This is a genomic window from Streptomyces sp. NPDC001732, assembly GCF_053596315.1.
Genome location: NZ_JBSFFY010000007.1, coordinates 62194 through 84979, shown reverse-complemented (window position 1 = coordinate 84979; position 22786 = coordinate 62194). Strand labels below are relative to the sequence as shown.

At 72.4% G+C, this 22786-nt stretch carries 21 protein-coding genes, 1 tRNA gene and 1 riboswitch; of the genes, 11 read left to right on the top strand and 11 right to left on the bottom strand.

The features are described 5' to 3' along the window. Positions 1-12: 12 nt before the first annotated feature. Positions 13-363, bottom strand: a complete 351-nt coding sequence (locus ACWCXX_RS10370) for a WhiB family transcriptional regulator (protein ID WP_187438703.1) — start codon at positions 361-363, stop codon at positions 13-15. Between the two features lie 386 nt (positions 364-749). Here ACWCXX_RS10370 and ACWCXX_RS10365 point away from each other — a divergent pair, with 386 nt between their 5' ends. After that, entirely contained in the window at positions 750-3011 is a 2262-nt protein-coding gene (locus ACWCXX_RS10365; RefSeq protein WP_451125919.1) for a transglycosylase domain-containing protein, read from the top strand. A gap of 121 nt (positions 3012-3132) precedes the next feature. On the opposite strand, the gene ACWCXX_RS10360 is transcribed toward ACWCXX_RS10365, so the two are convergent. Then, complete coding sequence (locus tag ACWCXX_RS10360; protein WP_451125918.1) at positions 3133-3597, bottom strand: GatB/YqeY domain-containing protein; 465 nt, start codon at positions 3595-3597, stop codon at positions 3133-3135. A 79-nt stretch (positions 3598-3676) separates the two neighbouring features. Here ACWCXX_RS10360 and ACWCXX_RS10355 point away from each other — a divergent pair, with 79 nt between their 5' ends. Both ACWCXX_RS10355 and ACWCXX_RS10350 read left to right on the top strand, forming a co-directional pair. Continuing rightward, the gene (locus ACWCXX_RS10355) at positions 3677-4615 is read left to right on the top strand and encodes a metallophosphoesterase (RefSeq protein WP_451125917.1); all 939 of its coding nucleotides are present in this window, start codon (positions 3677-3679) and stop codon (positions 4613-4615) included. Between the two features lie 101 nt (positions 4616-4716). Beyond that, positions 4717-4790: transfer RNA gene (locus ACWCXX_RS10350), tRNA-Pro, on the top strand. Positions 4791-4971: 181 nt separating this feature from the next. Here the strand turns inward: ACWCXX_RS10350 and ACWCXX_RS10345 are convergent. Beyond that, entirely contained in the window at positions 4972-5451 is a 480-nt protein-coding gene (locus tag ACWCXX_RS10345) for a TetR/AcrR family transcriptional regulator C-terminal domain-containing protein (protein ID WP_451125916.1), read from the bottom strand. Positions 5452-5516: 65 nt separating this feature from the next. On the opposite strand from ACWCXX_RS10345, the gene ACWCXX_RS10340 reads away from it, so the two are divergent. After that, entirely contained in the window at positions 5517-5711 is a 195-nt protein-coding gene (locus tag ACWCXX_RS10340; protein WP_451125915.1) for a hypothetical protein, read from the top strand. Positions 5712-5779: 68 nt separating this feature from the next. Here ACWCXX_RS10340 and cobN read toward each other — a convergent pair whose 3' ends face one another. Then, complete coding sequence (cobN, locus tag ACWCXX_RS10335) at positions 5780-9376, bottom strand: cobaltochelatase subunit CobN (protein WP_451125914.1); 3597 nt, start codon at positions 9374-9376, stop codon at positions 5780-5782. Between the two features lie 93 nt (positions 9377-9469). Next, a riboswitch (cobalamin riboswitch) is annotated at positions 9470-9544 on the bottom strand. 217 nt (positions 9545-9761) lie between these two features. Here cobN and ACWCXX_RS10330 point away from each other — a divergent pair. From ACWCXX_RS10330 to ACWCXX_RS10320, 3 genes are all read left to right on the top strand, one after another. Beyond that, positions 9762-11180, top strand: coding sequence for a precorrin-3B synthase (locus tag ACWCXX_RS10330; RefSeq protein ID WP_451125913.1), 1419 nt, complete (start codon positions 9762-9764; stop codon positions 11178-11180). Between the two features lie 103 nt (positions 11181-11283). Continuing rightward, on the top strand, positions 11284-11910 hold the full coding sequence (locus ACWCXX_RS10325; RefSeq protein WP_451125912.1) for a precorrin-8X methylmutase: 627 nt from the start codon (positions 11284-11286) through the stop codon (positions 11908-11910). Then, a complete protein-coding gene (locus tag ACWCXX_RS10320) occupies positions 11907-13424 on the top strand; it encodes a precorrin-2 C(20)-methyltransferase (protein WP_451125911.1) in 1518 nt (505 codons plus the stop codon). Before ACWCXX_RS10325 ends, ACWCXX_RS10320 begins: the two co-directional genes overlap by 4 nt. Positions 13425-13577: 153 nt before the next feature. Here ACWCXX_RS10320 and ACWCXX_RS10315 read toward each other — a convergent pair whose 3' ends face one another. Beyond that, positions 13578-14342, bottom strand: coding sequence for a cobalt-precorrin-6A reductase (locus ACWCXX_RS10315; RefSeq protein WP_451125910.1), 765 nt, complete (start codon positions 14340-14342; stop codon positions 13578-13580). 11 nt (positions 14343-14353) lie between these two features. Between ACWCXX_RS10315 and ACWCXX_RS10310 the strand changes: the two genes are divergently transcribed. Continuing rightward, the gene (locus ACWCXX_RS10310) at positions 14354-15469 is read left to right on the top strand and encodes a cobalt-precorrin-5B (C(1))-methyltransferase (protein WP_451125909.1); all 1116 of its coding nucleotides are present in this window, start codon (positions 14354-14356) and stop codon (positions 15467-15469) included. 211 nt (positions 15470-15680) lie between these two features. Here the strand turns inward: ACWCXX_RS10310 and cobM are convergent, their stop codons facing one another. From cobM to ACWCXX_RS10290, 4 genes are all read right to left on the bottom strand, one after another. Beyond that, on the bottom strand, positions 15681-16430 hold the full coding sequence (gene cobM / locus ACWCXX_RS10305) for a precorrin-4 C(11)-methyltransferase (protein WP_451125908.1): 750 nt from the start codon (positions 16428-16430) through the stop codon (positions 15681-15683). Then, a complete protein-coding gene (gene cbiE, locus ACWCXX_RS10300; RefSeq protein WP_451125907.1) occupies positions 16427-17728 on the bottom strand; it encodes a precorrin-6y C5,15-methyltransferase (decarboxylating) subunit CbiE in 1302 nt (433 codons plus the stop codon). Before cbiE ends, cobM begins: the two co-directional genes overlap by 4 nt. A 219-nt stretch (positions 17729-17947) precedes the next feature. Beyond that, the gene (locus ACWCXX_RS10295; RefSeq protein ID WP_451125906.1) at positions 17948-18352 is read right to left on the bottom strand and encodes a VOC family protein; all 405 of its coding nucleotides are present in this window, start codon (positions 18350-18352) and stop codon (positions 17948-17950) included. Between the two features lie 177 nt (positions 18353-18529). Next, a complete protein-coding gene (locus ACWCXX_RS10290) occupies positions 18530-18700 on the bottom strand; it encodes a hypothetical protein (RefSeq protein ID WP_451125905.1) in 171 nt (56 codons plus the stop codon). Positions 18701-18801: 101 nt separating this feature from the next. On the opposite strand from ACWCXX_RS10290, the gene ACWCXX_RS10285 reads away from it, so the two are divergent. The 3 genes from ACWCXX_RS10285 to ACWCXX_RS10275 all read left to right on the top strand — a co-directional run bounded on the left by ACWCXX_RS10285 (position 18802) and on the right by ACWCXX_RS10275 (position 21277). After that, positions 18802-19530: a TetR/AcrR family transcriptional regulator gene (locus tag ACWCXX_RS10285; RefSeq protein WP_451125904.1), complete on the top strand. Its 729-nt coding sequence runs from the start codon at positions 18802-18804 to the stop codon at positions 19528-19530. A gap of 203 nt (positions 19531-19733) precedes the next feature. Then, the gene (locus ACWCXX_RS10280; RefSeq protein WP_451125903.1) at positions 19734-19904 is read left to right on the top strand and encodes a hypothetical protein; all 171 of its coding nucleotides are present in this window, start codon (positions 19734-19736) and stop codon (positions 19902-19904) included. A 569-nt stretch (positions 19905-20473) separates the two neighbouring features. Then, complete coding sequence (locus ACWCXX_RS10275) at positions 20474-21277, top strand: SGNH/GDSL hydrolase family protein (protein WP_451125902.1); 804 nt, start codon at positions 20474-20476, stop codon at positions 21275-21277. 191 nt (positions 21278-21468) lie between these two features. Here ACWCXX_RS10275 and ACWCXX_RS10270 read toward each other — a convergent pair whose 3' ends face one another. Then, the gene (locus ACWCXX_RS10270; protein ID WP_451125901.1) at positions 21469-21858 is read right to left on the bottom strand and encodes a nuclear transport factor 2 family protein; all 390 of its coding nucleotides are present in this window, start codon (positions 21856-21858) and stop codon (positions 21469-21471) included. 50 nt (positions 21859-21908) lie between these two features. Next, entirely contained in the window at positions 21909-22745 is an 837-nt protein-coding gene (locus tag ACWCXX_RS10265; protein WP_451125900.1) for a class I SAM-dependent methyltransferase, read from the bottom strand. Positions 22746-22786 lie beyond the last annotated feature (41 nt).

Sequence of the window (22786 nt, the reverse complement as noted above, 5' to 3'; positions counted from 1 at the left end):
CCCCGTTCTTGCTCATCCCACCGCGGCGTACCTCTCGTGCAGTTCGTCGTCGTCCAGTCCGATCGCCACGGGCAGGATGCCCGCGGACTGCTCGTACTCGCTGCGCGCGGTCTCCAGCAGCCGGCGCCAGGACGTGACGGTGGGCCGCCTGCGCAACAGCGCGCGACGCTCCCGCTCGGTCATTCCGCCCCACACGCCGAACTCGACGCGATTGTCCAGCGCATCGGCCAGGCACTCGGTCCGCACCGGACATCCGGTGCACACCGCCTTGGCTCTGTTCTGCGCTGCTCCTTGTACGAACAGTTCATCCGGATCGGTAGTGCGGCAGGCTGCCTGCGCACTCCAGTCGGTTACCCAGCCCATCACGGCGCCGTCCTCTCCCGAATCGAGGCTCCCCCACGGCGACAGCGGCATATTCACCGCTGCCAGTTGAGGACGTTACGGAAGGTGGCGACAGCACAACACCCCCTTCGGGCCCAATCTTGGATGGCCCGAACGGACTATGTGTATGCGGCAGATCACCCAGGGGAGTGAGGTGGGGACATGCGCGACTATCCAGGTGAAATAAGGACAGTTCACCTGGATCACAACGGACTTTCAATGACACACGAGGCGAATTCGGGTGCGCCTTGATTCGTGGCCGGGCCGTGCACGGGGGTTGATGCGAAACCGGACTGCTGTGACAGTTGGGAGCAGCTTAGGCCAAGGCATATACGTGTGTCCGGCGAATGAGAACGTAGGCTGCCCCCATGCCAAAGAAGCGCTCGGGCGGGGGTCTCTCGACGACCCAGCAGGCCGCCAAGTTCCTCGGTGTCGCCGCACTCTCCGGAGTCGTGCTCGCGGGCATCGCGCTGCCGGCCGCCGGAGCACTGGGGCTCGCCACCAAGGGGACGGTCGAGGGGTTCGACGAGATCCCGGCCAACCTCAAGACCCCGCCGCTGAGTCAGCGCACCACGATCCTGGACAGCAAGGGCGGCATGATCGCCTCGGTGTACTCGCGCGACCGCACGGTGGTGCCCCTGAAGGACATCTCGCCGTACATGCAGAAGGCGATCGTGGCCATCGAGGACGCCCGCTTCTACAAGCACGGGGCGATCGACCTCAAGGGCATCCTGCGCGCGCTGAACCGCAACGTGCAGGCGGGCGGGACCGCGCAGGGCGCCTCGACCCTCACCCAGCAGTACGTGAAGAACGTCTTCGTCGAGGAGGCGGGCGACGACCCGGACAAGGTCGCGCAGGCCACCCAGCAGACCATGGGCCGCAAGATCCAGGAGTTGAAGTACGCGATCCAGGTCGAGGAGGAACTCGGCAAGAAGAAGATCCTGGAGAACTACCTCAACATCACCTTCTTCGGCCAGCAGGCGTACGGCATCGAGGCCGCCTCCCGGCGCTACTTCTCCAAGTCGGCGAAGGACCTGACCCTGGAGGAGTCCGCGCTGCTGGCCGGCGTCGTGCAGTCGCCGAGCCGCTACGACCCGGTCAATGACGCGGCCGAGGCGACCAAGCGCCGCAACACCGTCCTCCAGCGCATGGCGGACGTCGGGGACATCTCGCAGGCCGAGGCCGACAAGGCGAAGGCGAACCCGATCAAGCTGAAGGTCAAGAAGCCGCAGAACGGCTGCATCACCGCCGTCAACGGCGCCGGCTTCTTCTGCGACTACGTGCGCCAGGTCTTCCTCAACGACCCGGTCTTCGGCAAGACCAAGGAGGACCGGGCCAAGATCTGGAACCAGGGCGGCCTGACGATCCGGACGACGCTCGACCCGCAGTCCCAGCAGTCGGTGCAGGACTCGATCAAGAACCACGTCTACAAGACGGACAAGGTCGCGACGGCCGTCACCCTGGTCCAGCCGGGCACCGGCCGGATCATGGGAATGGGCCAGTCCAAGCCGTACGGCTTCGGGCCCAACGAGACGCAGTACAACTACTCGGTCAACAAGAGCATGGGCGGCTCGAACTACGGCTTCCCGACCGGTTCGACGTTCAAGCCGTTCCTCGCCGCCGCCGCCATAGAGGGCGGCAAGCCGGCCACCCAGGTCTACTCGTCGCCGTACGACATGGACTACCCGGACACGGTGCAGTCCTGCGGGAAGCCGTGGGTCAACGACGGCGTGCCGAAGTATCACGTGGAGAACGAGAGCGAGTCCGAGAAGGGCCCGTACGCGCTGCGGGAAGCGATGGAGAAGTCGGTCAACACCTACTTCGTCCAGATGCTCCAGGACATCGGCATGTGCCCGGTCTCGAAGATGACCGACAAGCTGGGCGTGGTGCAGGGCGACGGCACCAAGCTGCCGCAGAACCCGTCCACGCTGACCCTCGGCTCCAACGGTCTGTCGCCGCTGACGATGGCGAGCGCGTACGCCGCCTTCGCCAACCGCGGCACGTACTGCACGCCGATCGCCGTCCTGTCGGTCAAGAAGGCGGACGGCAGCTCGCTCCCCGTCCCCCGGACCTCCTGCTCGCAGGCCATGGCCCAGACCACGGCCGACACGATCAACACCCTGCTGCGCGGAGTGGTCGACTCCGGTACCGGTCAGGAGGCGGGTCTCCAGAGCCGCGACAACGCGGGCAAGACCGGTACGACCGACGCCCGCAAGAACGCCTGGTTCGTCGGGTACACGCCGAACATGTCCGGCGCGGTCTGGGTCGGCAGCCCGTCCCAGAGCGTCGAGATGGAACGCATCACGATCGGTGGCGTGTACCAGGACAAGGTGTACGGCGGACAGGTCCCCGGTCCCATCTGGCGCGACGCGATGACGGGCGCCCTCGCCGGTGTGGCCGCTCCCCCCTTCACCACGGTGGACATCCCCGACCCGGCGAAGGACGAGGAAGGGGACGAGGACCGGGGTGACCGGGACCGGGGCGACGACCGGGGAAGGCCGGGTCCGGGTGGCAAGAAGCCCGGCGGCAAGACCCCGTTCCCCGGCATCACCATCTCGCCGGACCTGATCGGCGGCAACAACGGCGGCGGCCACCGCGGCCGGACCAACGGCGGCACGCAGGGTCCCTGAGCCGTACGGCCGTACGGCCGTACGGCCGTACGTACACGGCACGAACGAGGGTGGGCCCCGGACCGGCATCGGTCCGGGGCCCACCCTCGTATCGTCCGGCCGTGCGCGGGCCGGGGCGGGGTCAGCCCGCGAGGTTCTTCTTCACCGCGGCGGCCACCCGGCCGCCGTCCGCGCGCCCCGCGACCTTCGGGTTCACGATCTTCATGACGGCACCCATCGCGCGCGGCCCCTCGGCCCCGGCGGCCCTGGCCTCCTCGACGGCGGCGGCCACGATCGCGCCCAGCTCGTCGTCGCTCAGCTGCTTGGGCAGGTACGCGTCGAGAATCGCACCCTCCGCCTTCTCGCGCTCGGCCTGCTCGGCCCGGCCGCCCTGGGCGAAGGCTTCGGCCGCCTCGCGGCGCTTCTTCGCCTCCCTGGCGATCACCTTCTGCACCTCGTCGTCGGAGAGCTCACGCGCCGACTTGCCGCTGACCTCCTCCTTCGTGATGGCGGTGAGGGTCAGCCGGAGCGTGGACGAGGTCAGCTCGTCACGCGCCTTCATGGCGGAGGTGAGGTCTTCCTTGAGCCTGGACTTGAGCGTGGTCATGTGCTGATTGTGGCAGGTACGGGGCAGCCCGCGCCCGCCGGTTTTCTGCTCGCCGTGCGGTGTCTGCGACGATGGGCACATGCGCGCACGCTACGGAGTACCTCTGAAAGTCACGGCAGTCGGTGCGGCGATCGGCGCGGCCGGCCTCGCCTACGCGGCCGGGTTCGAGGCCCGCTCGTTCCGTCTGCGACGGATCGCCGTCCCCGTACTCCCGCACGGGGCACGGCCGTTGCGCGTGCTCCAGGTCTCCGACATCCACATGGTGAGCGGACAGCGCAAGAAGCGCGCCTGGCTGCAGTCGCTGGCCGGCCTGCGTCCGGACTTCGTCGTGAACACCGGCGACAACCTCTCCGACCCCGAGGCGGTGCCCGAGCTGCTCGACGCGCTCGGTCCGCTGATGGAGTTCCCGGGCGTGTACGTCTTCGGCTCCAACGACTACTACGGCCCCAAGCTCCGCAACCCCGCCCGCTACCTGGTGGAGAAGGCCCGGGGCAAGCACGGCCTCAACGGGAACGCGCCCGCGGTCGGTGTCGTCCACAACCCGTGGGAGCCGATGCGCGACGCCTTCGACGAGGCGGGCTGGCTGGGCCTGTCCAACGCCCGGGGCCACCTCAAGGTCGACGGCCTGGAGCTCGCCTTCACCGGCCTGGACGACCCGCACATCAAGCGCGACCGCTACGCGGAGGTGGCCGGCGGCCCCGAGACGGGCGCCGACCTCTCCATCGGCGTGGTCCACGCCCCCTACCTGCGCTCCCTGGACGCCTTCACCAGGGACGGCTACCCCCTGATCCTGGCCGGCCACACCCACGGCGGTCAGCTCTGCATCCCCTTCTACGGCGCCCTGGTCACCAACTGCGACCTGGACACGGACCGGGTCAAGGGCCTGTCCACCCACTCCGCCGGGGACAACCGCGCCTACCTCCACGTCTCCGCAGGCTGCGGCACCAACCGCTACACCCCGGTCCGCTTCGCCTGCCCGCCCGAGGCGACCCTGCTGACCCTGACGGCCCGGGACTGAGCGCCCCGGCCCCGTCCCCGGTCAGCGGTGCGAAAACCGGATTTCGTCTGTGGGCGCGGGTGGGCTAAAGTAATCGATGTCGCCGGGAAACCGGCGGCGATCGGGGTGTAGCGCAGCTTGGCAGCGCGCTTCGTTCGGGACGAAGAGGTCGTGGGTTCAAATCCCGCCACCCCGACAGCTGAAATACCAGGTCAGGGGCCTGATCCGCGAGAGCGGGTCGGGCCCTTGAGTGGTTTCCGGGGTCATTTCGGGAGCCGTCCGGGAAGATCTCGGCCGTGTTCCTCTTTTCGCGGGAGAAGCCGGGCGGCATACGGATCGGTTCCGGACCTGCATGCCGAGCGGGCGGCGCTTCCTTTCTATCCGGCCCGGTAGTACCCCAGGAACATGTCCACGCCCCGCTCGATCAGCTGCTCCGTCAGCGTCGGCGACAGGCGGTCGCCGTAGGTGCTGTGGACGACGTGGGGGTACAGCACGAGGGCGTAGAACTGGATGATCGCCACCTCCATGTCGGGGATCTCCAGCTCCGGGCAGGCGCGCAGGGCGGCGCCGAGCGGTTCCGCGAAGCGCTCCGGGCCCTGTTCCCGCCAGGCGCGGCCCAGCCGGGGGAAGCGGCGGGCCTCGGCGGCGATCAGGGCGCGCAGCGCCAGCACCTCCTCCTGGGCGACGCCCTGCACCCACCCGCGGGCGGTGGCGACCAGGACCTCCCGGATGCCCTCGTCCCCCTGGAGCCGGCGGCCCATCGCCTGGGCGGTCTCCCCCAGTGCCTGTTCCAGGGCGTCGCCGATCACCTCGGCGAACAGGCCCTCCTTGCTGCCGAAGTGGTTGTACACGGTCACCTTGGAGACGCCTGCCTCGGCGGCGATCCGAGGGACACTTTCTGCTCGGCTTCGAGGCGCAGAGCGTGCGCTACCCGGTGCTGGGTGCCCGCGCGTTCGGGCACAGCGGGGCGGTCGGCGCGCAGGCCTTCGCCGATCCCGACAGCAAGATCGCCTACAGCTGCACCCGTCGGCGGTTCTCGTTCGGCGGAGGCGGAGGCGCGCCCGAGAACCACCGGCTGATCACGGCGGTCGCGGCCTGCGCCCGGAACGTCGGCTGAGCAGGCGACGTGTGCCCGCCGGCGGGGCCGCCCGGGGGAACGGGCGGCCCCGGGCGCGTACGAGGAGGTCAGTCCTCGCCCTCCAGATTGCCCTCCGTCTCCAGGTACACCTCGCGCAGGGCGGCGAGGGTCTTCGGGTCGGGCTCGGCCCACATGCCCCGGGACTCCGCTTCCAGGAGGCGTTCCGCGATGCCGTGCAGGGCCCAGGGGTTGGCCTGCCGGAGGAACTCGCGGTTGGTCGGGTCCAGGACGTACGTCTCGGTGAGCTTGTCGTACATCCAGTCGGCGACCACGCCCGTCGTCGCGTCGTAGCCGAAGAGGTAGTCGACGGTGGCGGCGAGTTCGAAGGCGCCCTTGTAGCCGTGCCGCCGCATCGCCTCGATCCACTTGGGGTTCACCACCCGGGCGCGGAAGACCCGGGACGTCTCCTCGACCAGGGTGCGGGTGCGGACCGTCTCGGGGCGGGTGGAGTCGCCGATGTACGCCTCCGGGGCGGTGCCGCGCAGCGCACGGACGGTGGCGACCATGCCGCCGTGGTACTGGAAGTAGTCGTCCGAGTCGGCGATGTCGTGCTCGCGGGTGTCGGTGTTCTTGGCCGCGACCGCGATCCGCTTGTACGCCGTCTCCATCTCCTCGCGGGCCGGGCGGCCGTCCAGTTCGCGCCCGTAGGCGTAGCCGCCCCAGACCGTGTAGACCTCGGCGAGGTCCGCGTCGGTGCGCCAGTCCCGGGAGTCGATGAGCTGGAGCAGGCCGGCGCCGTACGTGCCGGGGCGGGAGCCGAAGATGCGGGTGGTGGCGCGACGTTCGTCGCCGTGGGCCGCCAGGTCGGCCCGGGTGTGGGCGCGTACGTGGTTCTGCTCGTCCGGCTCGTCCAGGGCGGCGACGAGGCGGACCGCGTCGTCGAGGAGGCCGATGGTGTGCGGGAAGGCGTCACGGAAGAAACCGCTGATGCGGAGGGTGACGTCGATGCGCGGACGGCCCAGTTCGGCCGGCGGGATCGCCTCCAGGCCGGTGACGCGTCGCGAGGCGTCGTCCCACACCGGACGGACGCCGAGGAGCGCGAGGGCCTCCGCTACGTCGTCGCCCGCGGTGCGCATCGCGCTGGTGCCCCACAGCGACAGCCCCACCGAGGTGGGCCAGTCGCCGTTGTCGGCGCGGTAGCGCTCCAGGAGCGAGTCCGCGAGGGCCTGGCCGGTCTCCCAGGCGAGCCGGGAGGGCACCGCCTTGGGGTCGACGGAGTAGAAGTTGCGCCCGGTCGGCAGCACATTGACCAGGCCGCGCAGCGGGGAGCCCGAGGGGCCGGCGGGGACGAATCCGCCGTCCAGCGCGTGGAGGGCGTGGTCGAGTTCGTCGGTCGTGGCGGCCAGTCTCGGTACGACCTCGCGGGCGGCGAAGGCGAGGATGTCGGCGACGGCCCGCGGGTGCCCGGCCGCCACCCCCTCGACGGCGTCCGGGGACCAGTCGGCGTCCTCCATCGCCTGGACCAGTGCGCGGGCCCGTTCCTCGGTCTCGTCGGCGGTGACGCGGGTCGCGGCGGACTCGTCGAGCCCGAGGGCCTCGCGCAGCCCCGGCAACGCGGCCGTACCGCCCCAGATCTGACGGGCCCGCAGGATCGCGAGCACCAGGTTGACCCGGTCGGCGCCGGCGGGGGCGCCGCCCAGGACGTGCAGGCCGTCGCGGATCTGGACGTCCTTGATCTCGCAGAGCCAGCCGTCGAGATGCATGATGAAGTCGTCGAAGCCCTCGTCCTCGGGACGGTCCTCGATGCCCAGGTCGTGGTCGAGCTTGGCGGCCTGGATCAGGGTCCAGATCTGGGCGCGGATCGCCGGGAGCTTCGCCGGGTCCATCGCGGCGATCTGGGCGTGTTCGTCCAGGAGTTGTTCGAGGCGGGCGATGTCCCCGTAGCTGTCGGCGCGTGCCATCGGCGGTACGAGGTGGTCCACGAGTGTGGCGTGCACGCGGCGCTTGGCCTGGGTCCCCTCGCCCGGGTCGTTGACCAGGAACGGGTAGATCAGCGGGAGGTCGCCGAGCGCGGCGTCGGGGCCGCAGGCGGCGGAGAGGCCGGCGTTCTTGCCGGGCAGCCATTCCAGGTTGCCGTGCTTGCCGAGGTGGATCATCGCGTCGGCGCCGAAGCCGTTGTCGTCGGCCGGGGCGGCGATCCAGCGGTAGGCGGCCAGGTAGTGGTGCGAGGGCGGCAGGTCCGGGTCGTGGTAGATCGCGATCGGGTTCTCGCCGAAGCCGCGCGGCGGCTGGATGAGGATCAGCAGATTGCCGCGGCGCAGGGCGGCGAGGACGATGTCGCCCTCCGGGTTGCGGGAGCGGTCGAGGAACATCTCGCCGGGGGCGGGCCCCCAGTGCCGTTCGACGGCCTCGCGGAGTTCGGCCGGCAGGGTCGCGTACCAGCGCCGGTAGTCGGCGGCCGGGATGCGGACCGGGTTGCGGGCCAACTGCTCCTCGGTGAGCCACTCCTGGTCGTGGCCGCCCGCCTCGATCAGCGCGCGGATCAGCTCGTCGCCGTCGCCCGAGGCGAGGCCGGGGACCTCCTCCGGACCGAAGTCGTACCCCTCCTCCCGGAGGCGGCGCAGCAGGGCGACGGCGCTGGCGGGGGTGTCGAGGCCGACGGCGTTGCCGATCCGGGAGTGCTTGGTCGGGTACGCGGACAGGACGAGCGCGATCCGCTTCTCGGCGGCCGGGATGTGGCGCAGCCGGGCGTGCCGCACGGCGATCCCGGCGACGCGGGCGGCGCGCTCGGGGTCGGCGACGTACACGGGCAGGCCGTCCGCGTCGATCTCCTTGAACGAGAACGGCACCGTGATCAGGCGGCCGTCGAACTCGGGGACGGCGATCTGGCTCGCGGCGTCCAGCGGGGAGACGCCCTCGTCGTTGTCCTCCCAGTCGGTGCGCGAGCCGGTGAGGCAGAGCGCCTGGAGGACGGGTACGTCGAGGCCGGTGAGGGCGCCCGCGTCCCAGGACTCGTCGTCGCCGCCCGCCGACGCCTCGGCGGGCCGGGTGCCGCCCGCGGCGAGAACGGTGGTCACGATCGCGTCGGCGTCGCGCAGCGCCTCGACGAGTTCGGGTTCGGGGGTGCGCAGCGAGGCGACGTACAGCGGCAGGGGCCGGCCGCCCGCGTCCTCGACGGCGCGGCACAGGGTGTCGACGAACGCGGTGTTGCCGCTCATGTGGTGGGCGCGGTAGTAGAGGACCGCGACCGTCGGGCCGTCCGTGCGCCGGGGCGTGCGCTCCAGCGGCCCCCAGGAGGGTGCCGGGGCGGGCGGCTCGAAGCCGTGGCCGGTGAGCAGGACGGTGTCGGAGAGGAAGCGGGCGAGCTGGTCCAGGTTGGCCGGGCCGCCGTGAGCCAGGTACGCGTGGGCCTCGGCGGCGATGCCGATGGGCACCGTCGAGGCGGCCATCAGCTGGGCGTCGGGGGCCTGTTCACCGGTGAGGACGACCACGGGGCGGCCGGTGGCGAGTACCTGGTCGAGACCGTCCTGCCAGGCGCGTACCCCGCCGAGAAGACGGACGACGACCAGTTCGGCGCCCTCCAGGAGTTCCGGCAGGTCCTGGAGCGGGAGCCGGGAGGGATTGGCGAAGCGGTAGGCGACCGGCCCGTCCGAGGCGCGGGCGCTGAGCAGGTCGGTGTCGGACGTCGACAGGAGCAGGATCATGCGGCGTCTGGCCTTCCTCGGGGTGTCCACGCCCCGGGCGGTGTCGGAATGGGTCTCCCCTGCGCTCGGCACGGGCCGAGCGCTCGGGGAAGGGAGTTCCTGACTCGCCCGGCCGGTGGGCCGGACTCACAGTGGCGGGACCGCGCCGGATTCTCACCGGGCTTCCTCCCCTGTCGACGTGCCGGATGGCCCGTCGGTGGGGGTGTTCGTGGTGCCCCGCCGCCGGGGCGGGGCACCACGAACACCCCCGGGGCATAGTACGGCCGACCGGTGACCGGGGGGTGGGGTCCGGGGCGGTGACCGGGGGCGGGGGGCCGGAGCGCTGGGCCGGGGCGGTCGGTCATCGGGGGACATGGGGACATACGGTTCCGATGGGGCGGTCGGTATGCTCGCCGCCATGTCTTCGCCGGTCGCTCCGTCCCCGCCCCCGGGAGACCCTTCTCCCCGGGGCCGCGACGACGCCTGCCCCGGCACTCTGCGGCTGCACGGCGCGGACGACGGCGCGCTGGCCCGGGTCCGCGTCCCCGGCGGTGTGCTGAGCGCGGCTCAGGCGGACGCGCTGGGAAGGGCGGCCGAGGAGCTTGGCGACGGTGAGTTGCATCTCACTTCGCGCGGCAACGTGCAGCTGCGCGGCCTGGGCCCGGACTGCGGGGCCGAGTTGGCCCGTCGGCTGGGCGGTGCGGGGCTGTTGCCCTCCGCCCGCCACGAGCGGATACGCAACGTGGTGGCCTCGCCGTTGTCGGGCCTCGACGACTCGGGGGCGGGGGACGTCCGTCCCTGGCTGTCCGGGCTGGACGCGCTGCTGTGCGCCGACGACGAAACGGCGGGCCTGTCCGGCCGGTTCCTCTTCGCCCTCGACGACGGCCGCGGCGACGTGGCGGCGCTCGGCGCCGATGTGACACTGATCGCACAGGGGGACGGGACCGCGCTGCTGCGGATCGGCACGGCACGGGCCACCATCCGGGTCCCCGGCGAACGGGCGCCGCAGGCCGCCCTCGTCGCCGCCGGGGCGTTCCTGGAACGGGCGCGCGCCCACGGCGCATGGCGGGTGGCGGAGCTGCCCGGCGGCGCCGATGACCTCCACGCCGAGATCGCCGAACGTCTGCGGCGGGCAGGGCTCGACGCCACCCGGGACACTCTCGGCTCCCGTGCCCCCAGCACCCCTCAAGTACCCACCGGCCGCACCGGCCCCGCGGTGGGCATCGTGAACTCCCCGTACGGCACGGCCGCGTTGTCCGTGGGCGCGCCCCTGGGGCGCATCACCGCCGAGCAGTGGCGGGCGCTGACGGACGCGGCCCACCGCAGCGGTGACGAACTGCGCCTGACCCCGTGGCGCGGGATCGTCGTCCCCGGGGCGGACCGGCGACGGGCCCCCCAACTGCTGGACGGACTGGCTGCCGTCGGCCTCGTCACCGGCCCCGACTCCCCCTGGACCGGGGTGGGCGCCTGCATCGGGCGGCCTGGCTGTGCGAAGTCGCTGGCCGACGTGCGGGCCGACGCGGCGGCCGTACTGGGGCCCGTGGGGGCTCTGCCCGTGTACTGGTCCGGCTGCGAGCGCCGGTGCGGGCACCCCCGGGGCGAGTGGGTCGACGTCGTCGCAGGCCCCGACGAATACCGGATCTCCCTCGTGCGGGACACCGCCCAAAACCTCGTGCGGGAGGTGGGGCGGCAGCAGGTCCCGTACGACGTTCCCAACAGCTCGGGCGACTCCGGCAGCTCAGGCGGCTCGGACGGCCTCAGCGGCTCGGGCGGGCTCGCCGCCGCGGTGGCGGCGGCCCGGGGCACGCGCGGTCTGCCCATCTGACCGACGACACCACCGCATCCGGACCCGACCGTTCCATGCCCCCATGACCCCGTGACCTCGATGACCGCGTGACCCATGTCCCCCTGAAGAGAGCGAAAAAGCCGTGCACGAGTACGAGAAGGACGGACCGGCGATCTACCGCCAGTCCTTCGCCACGATCCGCGCAGAGGCGGACCTGTCCGGTCTGCCCGCCGATGTGAGCCAGGTCGCGGTCCGCATGATCCACGCCTGCGGCATGGTCGACCTCGTACGCGATCTCGCTTTCAGCCCGGACGTGGTGTCCCGTGCCCGTGCGGCGCTGCGGGCCGGCGCGCCCATCCTGTGCGACGTGGCCATGGTCGCCAGCGGTGTCACCCGCAAGCGGCTGCCCGCGGCGAACGAAGTGGTGTGCACCCTGTCCGACCCGGCGGTGCCCGGTCTCGCGGCCGAGCTGGGCACCACCCGCAGCGCCGCCGCCCTGGAGCTGTGGCGCGACCGGCTGGAGGGTTCGGTCGTCGCCGTCGGGAACGCGCCGACCGCCCTGTTCCGGCTGCTCGAAATGATCGAGGAGGGCGCACCCCGCCCAGCGGCCGTCATCGGGGTGCCCGTCGGCTTCATCGGCGCGGCCGAGTCCAAGGACGCCCTGGCCGCGCACCCGTCCGCACTGGACCACCTGATCGTGCGCGGCCGACGCGGTGGCAGCGCCATGGCGGCGGCCGCCCTCAACGCCATCGCCAGCGAGGAAGAGTGACCGTGAGCGAGCAGAAGACGGGCCGGCTGTACGGGGTCGGGCTCGGCCCCGGCGACCCGGCCCTGATGACCGTGCGCGCGGTGGAGATCATCGCCGAGGCCGATGTCGTCGCGTACCACAGCGCCCGGCACGGGCGGTCCATCGCCCGGTCCATCGCGGCGAAGCACATCCGCGCCGACCACATCGAGGAACCGCTGGTCTACCCCGTCACGACGGAGACCACGGACCACCCGGGCGGCTACCGGGGCGCGATGGAGGAGTTCTACACGGAGGCGGCGGCGCGCCTGGCGGAGCACCTCGACGCCGGCCGCACGGTCGCGGTGCTTGCCGAGGGCGACCCGCTCTTCTACGGCTCGTACATGCACATGCACAAGCGGCTCGCCGACCGCTACCCGACCGAGGTGATCCCGGGGGTGACCTCGGTCAGCGCCGCCGCGGCCCGGCTCGGCACCCCGCTCGTCGAGGGCGAGGAGGTGCTGACGATCCTGCCCGGCACGCTGCCGGAGGAGGAGCTGACCGCCCGGCTCGCCGCCACCGACGCGGCCGTGGTCATGAAGCTGGGGCGCACCTTCCCCGCCGTGCGCCGGGCCTTCGAGGCGTCCGGGCGACTGCCCGAGGCACGCTACGTCGAGCGCGCCACGATGGCCGGGGAGCGCCGGGCCGAACTGGCCGGGGTCGACCCCGAGTCGGTGCCGTACTTCGCGGTCGCGGTCCTGCCCAGCCGCGTCGACGCGCCGCGGCCGGGGAACGCCTCGGACGGCGGCGAGGTGACCGTCGTCGGCACCGGGCCCGCCGGCCCGCTGTGGCTGACGCCCGAGACGCGCGGGGCGCTGGCCGCCGCCGACGACCTGGTCGGCTACACCACCTACCTGGACCGGGTGCCGGTCCGGCCGGGGCAGGTGCGCCACGGCTCGGACAACAAGGTCGAGTCGGAGCGGGCCGAGTTCGCCCTCGACCTGGCCCGGCGCGGACGGCGGGTGGCCGTGGTGTCCGGCGGCGACCCGGGGGTCTTCGCCATGGCGACGGCCGTCCTCGAAGTGGCGTCGCAGGACGAGTACGCCCAGGTGCCGGTGCGGGTGCTGCCGGGGGTGACGGCGGCCAACGCCGCCGCCGCGCGGGCGGGCGCGCCGCTGGGCCACGACTACGCGACGATATCGCTCTCCGACCGGCTCAAGCCGTGGGAGGTGATCGCGGAGCGGCTGCGCGCGGCGGCCTCGGCGGACCTGGTGCTCGCGCTGTACAACCCCGGCTCGCGCAGCCGGACCTGGCAGGTCGGCAAGGCCCGCGACCTGCTGCTGGAACACCGCTCGCCGGACACCCCCGTGGTCCTGGGCCGGGACGTGGGCGGGCCGGCCGAGAGCGTACGGACGGTGCGCCTGGCCGACCTCGACCCCGCCGAGGTGGACATGCGGACGATCCTGCTCGTCGGTTCCTCGCAGACCCGGTGGGTACGGCGTGGCGACGGGGACGGCGACCAGATCGTCTGGACGCCCCGCCGCTACCCGGAGGGCTGAGCGCCTGTCGGGCGGCCTCTGGGCGTGGACGGGTCCCGGCCCGCCCGCCGGGACCCGTTCGGCGGCCGGTCGGATCAGGTCTGGCCTGGTCCGGTCCAGCCTGATCCGATCCAGTCGGGTTTGGTCCGGTCCAGTCAGGTCTGACCGGTCAGGTCAGGTCCAGTGCGTCGTCGGCTGTTCGCGCAGCCAGGCGACGGCCGGTTCCGGCGCCCCGACGACGGGCACGCCCGGCGGCACGGGCGGCCTTCGCACCACCACCACGGGGATGCCCGCCTCGCGGGCCGCGGTGAGCTTGGGGGCCGTGGCGTCGCCCCCGCTGTCCTTGGTGACGAGGACGTCGATGCGGTGACGGTCGATCAGCCGGCGTTCCCCTTCGAGCGTGAACGGGCCCCGGTCGAGCAGGACCTCCATCCGCGCGGGATGCGGTACGCCGGGGTCGGGGGCGTCCACCGAGCGCATCAGGAACCACAGCGGTTCCAGTCCGGCGAAGGCGGCGATCCCCATCCGCCCGGTCGTGAGGAAGACCCGCCGCCCCAGCGCGGGCAGGGCCGCCGCGGCCCCGGCCAGGGAATCGACCGGATGCCAGTCGTCGCCGTCACCGGGCACCCAGCCGGGGCGGCGCAGCGCCAGCAGGGGAACATGGGTCGCGGCGGCGGCAGCGGCCGCGTTGAAACTGATCGTCCCGGCGAAAGGATGGGTGGCATCGATGAGCGCGTCCACCCGGTGCGTGCGCAGCCACGCGGCGAGCCCGTCGACGCCGCCGAAACCGCCGATGCGGACCTCGCCCGGCGGAAGCCTCGGCCCGGCCACGCGACCGGCGAGCGAACTGGTCACCCGGCCCCCGTCCGGGGCCACCTCCACCAGCAGTTCGGCGAGGCGGCGGGCCTCCGTGGTCCCGCCGAGAACGAGTACGTGCATCGGATCCATCCATGAGTGAGGCGAAGGGCGGGCGCAGCGCCCAACTGAAACACACCGGTCTGCGGCCCGGCTGGACCACCGGGGCCTGTGCGACCGCGGCGGCCACCGCCGCGTACACGGCCCTGCTGACCGGCGACTTCCCCGACCCGGTGACGATCACCCTGCCCAAGGGGCAGACGCCCGCCTTCGCGCTCGCCGTGGAGGAACTGGCGGCGGACCGGGCCACGGCCGGGGTGGTGAAGGACGCGGGCGACGATCCCGACGTGACGCACGGCGCCCTCGTACGGGTCACCGTGCGGCGGCTGGCGCCGGGCGCGGGCGTGGTGTTCCGGGCCGGGCCCGGCGTGGGCACCGTCACCCTGCCCGGCCTGCCGCTCGACGTCGGGGAGCCCGCGGTCAACCCCGTGCCGCGGCAGATGATCCGCGACCACATCGCCCGGGTCGCGGCGGAGCACCGGGGTTCGGGGGACGTCGAGGTCACCGTCTCCGTGGACGACGGCGAGGAGCTCGCCCGCTCCACCTGGAACCCGCGCCTCGGCATCCTGGGCGGCCTGTCGATCCTGGGCACGACGGGGGTGGTGGTGCCGTACTCCTGCTCGGCGTGGATCGACTCGATCCGGCGCGGCGTGGACGTGGCCCGTGCCGCCGGGCACACCCACGTGGCCGGGTGCACGGGCTCCACCTCGGAGCGGACCGTGGTGGACGAGTACGGCCTGCCGGAGATCGCGCTGCTCGACATGGGGGACTTCGCGGGCGCGGTGCTCAAGTACGTACGCCGTCATCCGGTGGACCGGCTCACCGTCTGCGGCGGGTTCGCCAAGCTGTCGAAGCTGGCCGCCGGGCACCTCGATCTGCACTCGGCCCGGTCCCAGGTCGACAAGCCGTTCCTGGCCGGGCTGGCCCGGCTCGGGGGCGCGGACGAGGAGCTGGCGGCCGAGGTGGCGACCGCGAACACGGGTCTGGCCGCGCTCCGTTCGTGCCAGGAGCGGGGCGTTCCGCTCGGGGACCTGGTGGCCGTGGCGGCCCGGGACCAGGCGCTGTCGGTGCTGCGGGGCGCCCCGGTGGCCGTCGATGTCATCTGCATCGACCGGGCGGGAACGGTCGTCGGACGCAGCGACGTGCGCTGACGGCTTCCGGGGCCGCCGGTCCGAAACGGGTCCGGCGACCCGAAGCGCGTACGGCCGTCCGGAGCGGGACCGCCCGTCCCGAGCTGGCCCGCAGGTCCGAAGCGGGCCCGCCCGTCCGAAGCAAGTCGGGCCGTCCAAAGCGGGGCCGGCCGAACTCCCGGGCTCTGCCCGGCCGGTGGCCTCTGTCCCTCCTGCTGTCTGCCGACGTACGTCAGCAGACGTGCCGTTCCCGTTCCGGCGAGTAGAGGTGGCTGTCGCGGAACTGCTCGGCACCGAGCGTGCGGCCGACCATGATGACGGCGGTACGGATCACTCCCGCCGCCTTCACCTGCTCCGCGATGTCGTCGAGGGTCCCGCGCAGGATCAGCTCGTCGGGGCGGGAGGCCAGCGCCACGACGGCGGCCGGGCAGTCGGCCCCGTAGTGCGGCAGCAGTTCCGCCACGACGCGGTCCACGTACCGGGCGGCGAGGTGCAGCACGATCAGGGCCCCGCTGCGGCCCAGCGTGGCCAGGTCCTCGCCCTCCGGCATGGCGGTGGCGCGGTGGGCGATCCGGGTGAGGATGACGGTCTGGCCGACGGTCGGCACGGTCAGTTCCCGCTTGAGCGCCGCGGCGGCGGCCGCGAACGCGGGGACTCCCGGCACCACCTCGTAGGGCACCCCGGCCTCGTCGAGCCGCCGCATCTGCTCGTTGACCGCGCTGAAAACCGACGGGTCGCCCGAGTGCAGCCGGGCCACGTCGTGGCCCGCCTCGTGCGCGGCCAGCAGTTCGGCGGTGATCTGGTCGATGTCGAGCTGCGCGGTGTCCACCAGGCGGGCGTCCGGCGGGCATTCGGCGAGCAGTTCGCGGGGCACCAGGCTGCCCGCGTACAGGCACACCCCGCAGGCGGCGAGCGTGCGGGCACCGCGCACGGTGATCAGGTCGGCCGCACCCGGGCCCGCGCCGATGAAGTACACGGTCATCTGTTGTCTCCTGGATCTTCCGCGGACACCCGTGCGGGGCGTTCCGCGACGGGACTGGTCGAGCTCTTGCGCACGGACCACTGGGTGACCGGCATGGCCTGCCGCCAGCCGGTGAAGCCGCCGACCGGCACGGCGTGCGCGACGGCGAGCCGGACCAGTTCGCCGCCGTACCGCCGGTGCGCCCCGGCGAGCAGGGCCTCGGACTCCAGCGTGACCGTGTTGGCGACCAGTCGGCCGCCGACGGACAGTGCCTCCCAGCAGGCGTCGAGGAGGCCGGGCGCGGTCAGTCCGCCGCCGATGAACACGGCGTCGGGCGCGGGCAGTGCGGCCAGGCCGTCCGGGGCCCGGCCGGTGACGACGCGCAGCGCGGGCACCCCGAGGCGGTCGGCGTTGCGCATGATGCGTTCCGCCCGTGCCGGGTCGCGTTCCACGGAGATCGCGCGGCAGGACGGGTGGGTCCGCATCCATTCGATCGCGATGGAGCCCGAGCCTCCGCCGATGTCCCACAGGAGTTCGCCGGGGGCGGGCGCGAGCACCCCGAGGGTGGCGGCCCGCACATGGCGCTTGGTGAGCTGCCCGTCGTGCTCGTACGCCTCGTCGGGCAGGCCGGGGACGGCGCCCAGGCGCAGGGCGTCGGGGGCGCGGCGGCATTCGACCGCGACGATGTTCAACGGGTCGCCCGGCGGGTGCGGCCAGTGGTCCGCGGTGCCCTCCGTGCAGGCCTCGTCCATGCCGCCGAGCTGTTCGAGCACGCGCAGCCGGCTCGGGCCGAAGCCCCGCTCGCGCAGCAGCCCGGCCACCTCGGCGGGGGTGGTGGCGTCGGCGCTGAGGACCAGCAGCCGTCGGCCGTCGTGGAGGGCGGCGGCCAGCCGGGCGGTGGGGCGGCCGACCAGGGTGACGACCTCGGTGTCCTCCAGCGGCCAGCCGACGCGGGCGCAGGCGTAGGAGACGGAGGAGGGGTGCGGCAGGACGCTCAGCGCGGTGGCGCCCAGTACTTCGGTCAGGGCCCGGCCGATGCCGTAGAACATGGGGTCGCCGCTGGCCAGGACGGCGATCCTGCTGCCCGCGTGTGCGGCGAGCAGGCCGGGGACGGCGGGCCGCAGCGGCGACGGCCACGGCACCCGGCGCCCCGCGCACGACGGCGGGAGCAGGTCGAGCTGCCGCCCGCCACCGATCAGCACCTGCGCGGCGGCGAGCGCCTCGCGGGCCGGCCCGGACAGTCCCGGCCAGCCGTCGGCGCCGATCCCTACGACGGTCACCGCAGGCGGGGCGGGCTGTTCGGGTGGGGCGAGGGTCACGGCCGGTACCTCGGTGCTCGGGGGCTGACGCAGCCGAACTCTACTGTCCGGCCCCGATCGCGCACCGGCCAGGTGACCTCCGCCGACGCCACCGGAACATGCCGCTCCGGGTGCCGGGGGCCGGGACCTGGGGCCGGGGTCCGGTGCCGGATGCCGGGGCCCGGTCCGGTACCGCGGGCCGGGCTCCGTACGGCAGCGGGAATCGCTCCTCGACGGTCCTCATGCCCCGTCCGGCGCGGCGGCCTCGGTGCCGGCCCACTCGACGAACTGGACGACGACCCCGTTGGGGTCCTTGACCTGGAACAGGCGCTCGCCCCAGGGCTCTTCGCGCAGCGGCATGGTGATCTCGACGCCCTCGGCACGCAGCCGCTTCTCCTCCGCCTCGATGCCGGCGAGGGTGAAGGCGAGGATCAGGCCCGAGGCGTGCCGGTCGCGCTGGTCGGCGGGCAGGACCTCGATGCCGCGCCGCAGCAGGACGATGTCGGCGGCGGCGTCCTGACGGGTGAGCGAGGCGAATCCGTCGGCGGCGGCCTGCACCTGGTAGGCGAGGTGCGTGGTGAAGAAGTCCTGGGACGCGGGGACGTCGTCGACGGTGAGCGAGACGGTGGTGGCGGTGATCTGCAAGGCGGTTCCCTGTCCGTGAGGAGATGAATTGCCCGTACGGGGTGAGCTCTGCCCGTACAGGGCGAACTGTCCGTACGAATGGACTGCCGGTACGTCCGGTGGTCGGTTTCGGCGACCGCCGAACGTCCTGTGGCCGACTCCGGTGCCGGCCGGGTGTGCCAGTGGGAGCGGCGTCCGTCAGCAGGAGCGGCGGCGCGGGATGTTGCGCATGGGGCGGGCATTGCCCGGGACGCGGCCGAAGGGAGGCGGAGCGGCGGACCGGGACCGCCGATTCCCCTTGCCGTCGGGGCGGTTGGCCTGTCCGGCCGTCCGGTTCGCGAGGAACGTGACGAGGTCGGCCTTTCGCACGGCCACTCCTTTCCATCGGGAGAAATTTGCGTCGGAGGTAAATTTAGAACGAGCCCCGTCGGGGTGTCAACATAAAAATGCCACGGGGGTAAGATTTCCTCATGGGTATCGACAAGGAACCGGGGGCACACGCCGCGGCACCCCCCAAAACGCCAAACACGCCGGCCGCACCGGGCACACCGGATTCACCGGCCGCACCGGGCCTGCGGGAGACCAAGAAGCGGGAGACCAGGCAGCTGATCTCCGACCATGCGACCAGGCTCTTCATCGAGCAGGGCTTCGAGCGGACGACCATCGCGGAGATCGCCGTCGCGGCACGCGTGGCCAAGAAGACGGTGACCAACTACTTCCCGCGCAAGGAGGACTTGGCCCTCGATCACCAGGAGGCGTTCATCGGCACGTCGGCCCGCGTCGTGGCCTCCCGGAAGGAAGGCGAGTCCGCCCTGTCCGCGCTGCGCCGGGACTTCGAGACCGCCGTGGCGGCGCAGGACCCGGTCCACGGCTTCGCGGGGCCGGAGTTCTCGCGCATGATCGCCGACAGCCCCACCCTCTCGGCCTGCCTGCGCGGCCTGCACGACCAGCGCGAGGAAGCACTGGCCGGCGCCCTCGCCGAGGCCACCGGCTCCACCCCCGACGACATCGCCGTGCGCACGGCGGCGGCCCTGCTCGGCGCGGTGCAGCGCACCCTGTTCCAGCGCATCCAGGAACTCACCCTCACCGGCCGCACCAACGAGGAGATCGCCGGAATCGTCGCGGCGGAGGGGACCCGAGCCTTCGACCTGCTCGAACCGGCGCTCGCGAACTACGCTGCGGCCGGCCCCACCTCTTGAACCGAAGACCCACCTCGTGAACCGCAGGCCCCACTTCGCGAGCCGAAGGGGCCGACTCGTGCACAGAAGGGACCACACGGCGCGGCATCCACAGGGCCGGAGGTAGCCGCACTTGGCGACCGCGGCACGAAATGCACCTTTTCCACCTGCGTGCGAGTCTGGTCATGGCCCATCGTCCGAGATCCGCAACAGGAGGCACGATCGTGGGCAAGAAACAGAGTCGGCAGAACCGCGGCGCCCGCACCGGCGGCCACGAACGCAGCACCGCTCCGGAGCCGAAGGAGCAGACGCAGCCGACCACCACCCCGGACCCGGTGCGCTCGATCTCAGAACAGGTCTCCCACCGGAAGCAGCGGAGGTTCGGTCACAACTGACCCTCCCGGCAGCACGACAACCGCCCTCTGCGGTGGCACTCCCAAGGGGAACGCCACCGCAGAGGGCGTTTTCCGTTGAGGGGGCCCCGCGCCCCGCCCCCGCCCCCGCGCCTGCCCCTGCCCCTGCCCCTGCCCCTGCCGCACATCACCACGCGTAACCGCCCGCGCTTCCCCGCTCTGCCCTCCGCACCGCCTCGTACCGTTTCTCACCATTCCGGTGCGACGCCCGCCGCGCCCCCCGCGGCCTCTCCGGCTCCTCGACGAGCCCTTCGCGAACGCCCCGCAAACTGCCTCCGCCCGACGGTGCGCACCTCCGTCGCACCGTCCGCGCATCGCTCGCGAGCCTCCCGCGCACCGCTCCCGCGCGGCTCCAACGCATGGCCGAATAACGTCCATTCAGGCCGCCCTCAGAGGTTTATCTACGCGCGGAGCTCAGCCACCGAACGGCCATTCGGGCATATCAGACCAGTTTTTCCGCAGCTATTACCGGCTGGTACCGACAGCTGCTAGAAACATGGCGCTCAACCCAACCCCCCATCCACCCCCCACACTTCGGAGGGCTGACAGCCATGTCGGTACGGAGATTCTGGGCGTCTGCAACCACCCTGGCGCTCGCCGCCGTGGCCGCTCTGGGCGTTGCCCAGCCGGCCTTTGCGAACTCAACGGCCGCGGGCGGGTACGTCGCTCTCGGTGACTCGTACTCGTCCGGTGTCGGGGCGGGGAGCTACCTGTCCGACAGCGGCGACTGCCGTCGCAGCACCAAGTCCTACCCCTACCTCTGGGCGGCTGCGAACTCGCCTTCCTCCTTTGCCTTCGTGGCCTGTTCGGGCGCCACCACCAGTTCGGTGGCCAGCACCCAGCTGGGGGCGCTGAACTCCTCCACCGGTCTGGTCAGCGTCACCGCGGGCGGCAACGACGTCGGCTTCGCCAACGTCATGCAGGACTGCGTGCTCTCCGGCGAGGCCGCCTGCCTCAGCAGCGTCAACTCGGCCGTGTCGCAGGTGCAGAACGTGCTTCCCGGCAAGCTGAGTTCGCTCTACACCTCCATCCGGTCGCGGGCACCCCAGGCCCGTGTCGTGGTGTTGGGCTACCCGCGCTTCTACCAGCTGAGCGGCAGCTGCATAGCCGGTCTCTCCGAGAAGGAGCGCTCGGCGATAAACAACGCGTCCGACGTGCTGAACGGTGTCATCGCCAAGCAGGCGGCCAACGCCGGGTTCACGTTCTCCAGCGTGGTGGACGAGTTCAGCGGGCACGAGCTGTGCTCCGGTGACGCGTGGCTCCACAGCGTGACCCTCCCGGTCTACAACTCGTACCACCCCAAGGCCGCCGGACAGTCCGGCGGTTACCTGCCGGCCTTCCGATCGGCCGCGTAGGACGCGGACGACGAGGGTGCAGGGCGCGGCGGGCCGGCGGATCACTTCCGAAGGCCCGCCGCACTCATGCGCGTTCCGGCCGACCAACCGACCGGCCGCACCACACCGCGGCTCCCCCGGCCGAACCCGACCGCCCCCCGACCGCCCCCGGACGCGTCGGTGCCGGAGCCGGTACCGCTCCGCCCCCGGACTCAGTACCGCTCCACCAGATGCTCCCGGCCCGACGGAGGCTCGTACGCCTCGGGCCAGAAGTCCGTTATCCCGTTGATCCGCCCCGCCCCGTCGAACGTGAAGAAGTGGATCGCGTGCGACTCCTCGGCGCCGGTCGTCACGAGCGTCCGGGCGGCGGCCTGGTGCCCCTCGTGGTCGGCCACGATCCGCTCGACACTGACCCGCCAGTCCCCCGGGTACTCGCGGTTGAACCGCAGGTACCGCTCCTTGCCGCGAATCCGTTCCCGGGTCTGCGGCAGGTCGTACAGCACGTCGTCGGCCAGCGTGGCGGCGAAGGCGTCCCAGTCCCGGGAGTCGGCCGCACTCCAGTACGTCTCCACGGCGACACGCAGCTCGGCAGTCGTAGTCATGGTTCGAGTCTGCACCCCACCACTGACAATCGCCCCGACCTGGCGTTTCCTCAGGAACCGGCCGGCTTCGACGCCTTGAGCGAGTACATCAGCGGGATGCGCGGCCGTCCGGCGGGGAACCGGTAGTAGCCGTCGTCCTGCCGCTCCAGCGCCTCGAAGCGGGAGACGAGCGAGACGTCGTGCTCGTTCAGGAAGTCGATCCGCAGTCCGTTGGCGGCCAGTGCCGACACCACCTCGCCGATCGGGTGCTGCCACTCGACGGTGCGGTTGTGGACGGTGGGCGCGCCCAGGTCCGCGTACGTGCCCGGCGTGTCGTCCACCCACGCGTCGCGGGTGAAGTAGTCGTACTCGACCTTCGCGCCCGTGGCGTCGTCGAGGCAGTCCGCCAGCGGGTGGAACTCCACGAGGTAGAGGAAGCCCCCGGGCGCCACGAGCGACGCGGCGACCTCGGCCCAACGCCGGATGTCGGGCAGCCAGTTCAGCGCGCCGATCCCGGTGTAGACGATGTCGTACGAGGTGTCGGGCACGGCCGCGGCGGCGTCGTGGACGTCCGCGGCGACGAACGCCGCCCGGTCCTGGTCGAACCCGAGCTCGCGGGCCAGGACGCGCGCCGCTTCGACAGCCGGTTCGGAGAGGTCCAGGCCGACGACGGGCCCGGCACCGTGCCGCGCCCAGGAGAGGGTGTCGACCCCGATGTGGCACTGGAGGTGCAGCAGCGACTTCCCCGCGACGTCCCCGACCTCGACGGGTTCGAAGTCGCGCAGGCCGTCCTTCCCGGCGCGGAAGGCCGCGAGGTCGTAGTAATCGCTGCCGACGTGGATCGGCACCCGCTCGTCCCAGAACGCGCGGTTCGCCTCGTGCCAGTCGTCAGGGGTCGGTGCATGCATGCCGGGGAGGTTATCCACAGGCTGAGGACGAAGCGAACGAA